Annotated in this window: 4 protein-coding genes; 1 reads left to right on the forward strand and 3 read right to left on the reverse strand. The window is 71.8% G+C overall.

Going from position 1 to position 4,140, the window contains the following annotated elements; all coding sequences use genetic code 11:
• Nucleotides 1–462: 462 nt before the first annotated feature.
• On the reverse strand, nucleotides 463–1,623 hold the full coding sequence (locus tag MRY84_RS10200) for a nitronate monooxygenase (protein ID WP_291505619.1): 1,161 nt from the start codon (nucleotides 1,621–1,623) through the stop codon (nucleotides 463–465).
• A 50-nt stretch (nucleotides 1,624–1,673) separates the two neighbouring features.
• Nucleotides 1,674–2,546, reverse strand: a complete 873-nt coding sequence (locus MRY84_RS10205; protein ID WP_291505620.1) for a LysR substrate-binding domain-containing protein — start codon at nucleotides 2,544–2,546, stop codon at nucleotides 1,674–1,676.
• 161 nt (nucleotides 2,547–2,707) lie between these two features.
• Here MRY84_RS10205 and MRY84_RS10210 point away from each other — a divergent pair, with 161 nt between their 5' ends.
• Nucleotides 2,708–3,898, forward strand: coding sequence for a YbfB/YjiJ family MFS transporter (locus MRY84_RS10210; protein ID WP_291505621.1), 1,191 nt, complete (start codon nucleotides 2,708–2,710; stop codon nucleotides 3,896–3,898).
• A 66-nt stretch (nucleotides 3,899–3,964) separates the two neighbouring features.
• On the opposite strand, the gene MRY84_RS10215 is transcribed toward MRY84_RS10210, so the two are convergent.
• Nucleotides 3,965–4,140: ATP-binding protein (locus MRY84_RS10215; RefSeq protein WP_291505622.1), on the reverse strand; the 176-nt coding region annotated here is incomplete at its 5' end.

Consider the following 4,140-nt stretch of genomic DNA (forward strand, 5'->3'; position numbering starts at 1 on the left):
ACCAGCACGTGGTGGAGCACTTTGGCGCCGAGCGCATGGCGCGCAACTACCTGCGCATGTACGAACGCGTGCTGGCGGGCGAGCAGATCAACGCCCGGCCGCCCGTCATCCAGGGGCCGGCGCGGGAACTGCCCTGGAAGCAGTGACGGCTCCCCCCTGAGGCGCTGCGCGCCTTCCCCCTCTCCTGCGGAAGGGGGACGCGACCGGTGGCCTGGCAAAGCCAGTTCCACGGTGGCCCTGGTCTGGGCCGCGCCGGTGTTGAAGGCTGTGCGCGGCGCCAGGCGGGACGCCCGCCCCGTCTCCACCCCGGCTTTCCGCAACCCGCATCTCCCCCGTTCGGACTGAGCTTGTCAAAGCCAGGGCACTTGCCATGCACCTCGCGGGCCTGCGAACCGCGCATCTGAATAAAAACGGACTGTGGCGATTATCCATCAAGCGCTGATTGCTATCAAATCAATAGCTTTACTGTGCTTCCAGCAGCGCCGCCTGCTCTGCCAGCGCGGCCCGCCATTCCGCCTCCAGCGTCGCCACCAGGGATGCGGCCGGCATGGGGCGCACGGCGGCGACACCCTGGCCGGCCCAGAGGGACAGGTGATCGGCGCGGCCAGCCTCGGCCGCGGCGCGGCGCAGGGCGCCGGTGAGGGCGTTCTGCACCGGGTAGGCGGGCACCTCGGTCTCGTGGGCGTGCAGCTTCTGGAGCATGGGGTTGACGATGCCGCGTGCGGGCCGGCCCGAGAAGACGCGGGTAGTGCGCGTGTCGGTGGCGGTGGCGCTGCCCATGGCATCGCGGTAGGCGCGGCCGATGCCCGACTCGTCGCAGGCCAGGAAGGCGGTGCCCATCTGCGCTGCCTCGGCGCCCAGCGCCTGTGCGGCAGCGATGCCGCGCCCGTCCATGATGCCGCCCGCCGCGATCACGGGCATGCCGCGGGGGGCCAGCGCGTCGACGCACTGCGGAACCAGCGCGAGCGTGCCCACCATGGCGGCAGCAAAGTCGGCCTGCGATGGGACGCCGGCGCGCACGGCGGAGTCCGCGGGCGCCAGCCCTTCCGCCTGGGGGCGGCCTGTGGCCAGAAAGGTGCCCCGGTGGCCGCCGGCTTCCATGCCCGAAGCGACCACCGCGTCTGCGCCCACATCGGCCCACGCGACGGCTTCCGCCACCGTGGTGGCGGTGCCGATGACGTAACAGCCTGCGCTGTGCAGCCGCTCGACCTGCGTTGCGCTGAGGATGCCGAACGTGAAGCTTGCCACGGCGGGCCGGGCCTCGATCAGGGCTTCGAACTGGGCGCGGAAATCTTCGCACCAGCGCGCGGGCGCAGCGGCCTGCAGGCCGAATTCGGCATACAGCGGCGCCAGCCGGGCCAACGCCTGATCTACCGTGGCGGCGTCGGGGGTGGGGGTGTCCTGCACGAACAGGTTCAGGCCAAACGGCCGGTCGGTGCGGCGGCGTACCTCGGCTGCGGCCTCGGCCATGGCCGTGGGCGAGCGCATGCCGCAGCCCAGAATCCCCAGGCCGCCTGCCGCAGAGACGGCGGCCGCCAGGGCCGGGGTGTCGGCACCCGTCATGGGGCCTTGCACGATGGGCAGGCGAAGGGAAAGGGCGGTGCGCAGGCGGCGGTCGGTCATGGGGGCGTTCCGTTCATGAAAAGTGGCAAAGCGGCGGGAGGGCGGTCAGGTCAACCGGCAAGAAGGACTTGCAGCAGCGCATCCAGCGCCGCCGAGCGGTAGCCCTGGCGCCAGGTGAGCAGCGTCTCGATGGTGGTGAGCGGCTGCTGCACCAGCAGCGCGGCGTGGGGGGAGAGCTGGAGCACCGAGCGCGGCACGATGCCCACGCTGCCGCCACCGGCCACGCTGGCCAGGATGGCGTGGTAAGAACCCAGCTCCAGCAGTTGCAGGGGCTGCGGCAGTGGCGCAAACCACGCCTGCGCAATGCCCCGGTAGGTGCAGCCGGGTTCAAACACCGCCAGCGTGCCGGGCTGCACGTCCTGCGGGCTCGTGACGGGCGGATGCCCCGGGGGCAGCACCAGCACCAGCTCTTCGGTGAAGACGTGCCGGGTTTCCAGCGTCGGGTCGGGCGGCTGTCCTGGCGGCCAGGCTACCAGTACCGCGTCCAGCGTGTGGGCGCGCAACCGCTCCACCAGCACGCGGGTGGGCGCCGTGGTCAGCTCCAATGCCACCTGGGGCCACCGGTGGTGCAGTTGCGCCAGCGGCTCGGGCAGGCGGCTGGCGGCCGTGCTCTCCATCGACCCCAGGCGCAGGCGCCCGGTGGGCGCACCGGGCCGCACGGCCTGCCGCGCCTCCTCGGCCAGGGCCAACAGCCGGTCTGCATAACCGCGCAACACCTCGCCTTCGGGCGTCAACGCCATGCGCTTGCCCTCGCGCAGGAACAGGGGAGTACCCAGGTCGGTCTCCAACTGGCGCACCCGCGTGGTCACGTTGGACTGCACGCGCTGCAGGCGCTCGGCCGCGCGCGTCACGCTGCCTTCCGCGGCCACGGTGCGGAAGATCTCGAGCGCGGAGAGGTCCAGCAAAAGGGATGGCTTATCCATCTCAAAAAATGATTGATACGAAAAATTAAATCTCTTGTTAAGATCATAAGCCGCTATCCAATGCCGGGCAACTCCCTATCGTGACCCCACTCATTCCATCCACTTCCGCAGGCCGCCACGGCGATGCCGGGGCGGCCGCACTCCAGGTCGCACTGGCCGGCATGGCCGCGCTGGCGGCGGCCATGGGCATTGGCCGGTTTGCCTTCACCCCCCTGCTGCCCATGATGCTGCACGACGGCGTGGTGGACATTGCCACCGGCAGCTGGCTGGCCACGGCCAACTATGCGGGCTATCTGGCGGGGGCGCTGCTCTACATGGCCCTGCCTTGGCTGGGGCGGCGCGCGGGTGGTGTGCCGGGCAACGCCGCCCTGGTCCGCGGCGGCCTGGTGGCCACGGTGCTCCTCACGGCAGCGCTCGCCCTGCCTTGGCCCACGGTGTGGCCGCTGATGCGCCTGCTGGCCGGCGTGGCCAGCGCCATGGTGTTCCTGGGCACGGCCAACTGGTGCATGGGGCGGCTCGCTCACCTCGGGCGGCCGGCGCTGGGTGGGCTCATCTTCTGCGGGCCGGGCCTGGGCATCGTCGCCACCGGCCTGCCCACGGGGGCCATGGTGGCTGCGGGCTGGAGCGCCGCCGCCGGCTGGGCCGTGTTTGCGCTGCTGGCGGCCCTGCTGTGCGCACTGGTGTGGCCGGTAGTGCAGGGCGCGGAAGCCCCGGCCGCAGGTGCCACCGGACCCGCGGCGGCGCCTGCGCTCCAGCGGCCCGCGCCCCACCCGGCGGCCGAACGGACCCTGCTGGCTTTCGCCTATGGCCTGGCGGGCCTGGGCTACATCGTCACTGCCACCTTCCTGCCCGTGATCGCGCGGGCCGCTTTGCCGGCCGGCTCGGTGTGGCCCGACCTGTTCTGGCCCATCTTCGGCGCGGGCGTGGCGCTGGGTGCGCTGCTGTCCACCCGCATCGCGCCCACGCGCGATCGCCGGGTGCTGCTGGCCTGGGCCTACGCCTTGCAGGCGGCGGCCATCGCCCTGCCGCTGCTGTGGCCGGGGCGCGCGGGCTTTGCGCTGGGCAGCCTGCTGCTGGGGCTGCCGTTCACGGCCATCACGTTCTTCGCCCTGCAGGAGGCGCGCCACCAGTGGCCGCAGGCGGCGGCGGGGTTCACGGGGCTGCTCACGGCGCTGTACGGCATCGGGCAGATCGCGGGACCACCGATGGCGGCGGCCCTGCTGGCGCGGGCAGGGTCTCAGGCGCAGGGGTTTGAATGGGCGCTGGGAGTGGCCGGGTGTGTGCTGGTGGTGGGGGCCGGCTTATATGGGGCCATGGCATGGCGGTGGCGCGACCCCGTCCGTTCGGCCTGAGCCTTCACTGGTTTCGCCCGAACGGCCGGGTGAAACCAAACGCCCCGGGCGCGACGTTGCCGGTCTTCACCGCGACAACGGCAGCCGCAACACAAAACACGCACCGCTCTTCCCATCCGGCCGGTCCTCGCAATGCACCGTCCCGTTGTGCCGCCCCGCAATCGAGCGCACCAGCGCCAGCCCCAGTCCCACGCCGCCTGCGCGTTCGCTGGCACCGGGCAGGCGGTAGAAAGGCTCGAAGA

Origin of the sequence: Acidovorax sp. (assembly GCF_022763525.1) — a bacterium.
GTDB lineage: Bacteria > Pseudomonadota > Gammaproteobacteria > Burkholderiales > Burkholderiaceae_C > Acidovorax.

Bases quoted from the DNA above. Each gene is read 5' to 3' on its own strand.
- MRY84_RS10200 (WP_291505619.1), bottom strand. From the start codon at position 1,623: ATGACCGACCGCCGCCTGCGCACCGCCCTTTCCCTTCGCCTGCCCATC.
- MRY84_RS10205 (WP_291505620.1), bottom strand. From the start codon at position 2,546: ATGGATAAGCCATCCCTTTTGCTGGACCTCTCCGCGCTCGAGATCTTC.
- MRY84_RS10210 (WP_291505621.1), top strand. From the start codon at position 2,708: ATGGCCGCGCTGGCGGCGGCCATGGGCATTGGCCGGTTTGCCTTCACC.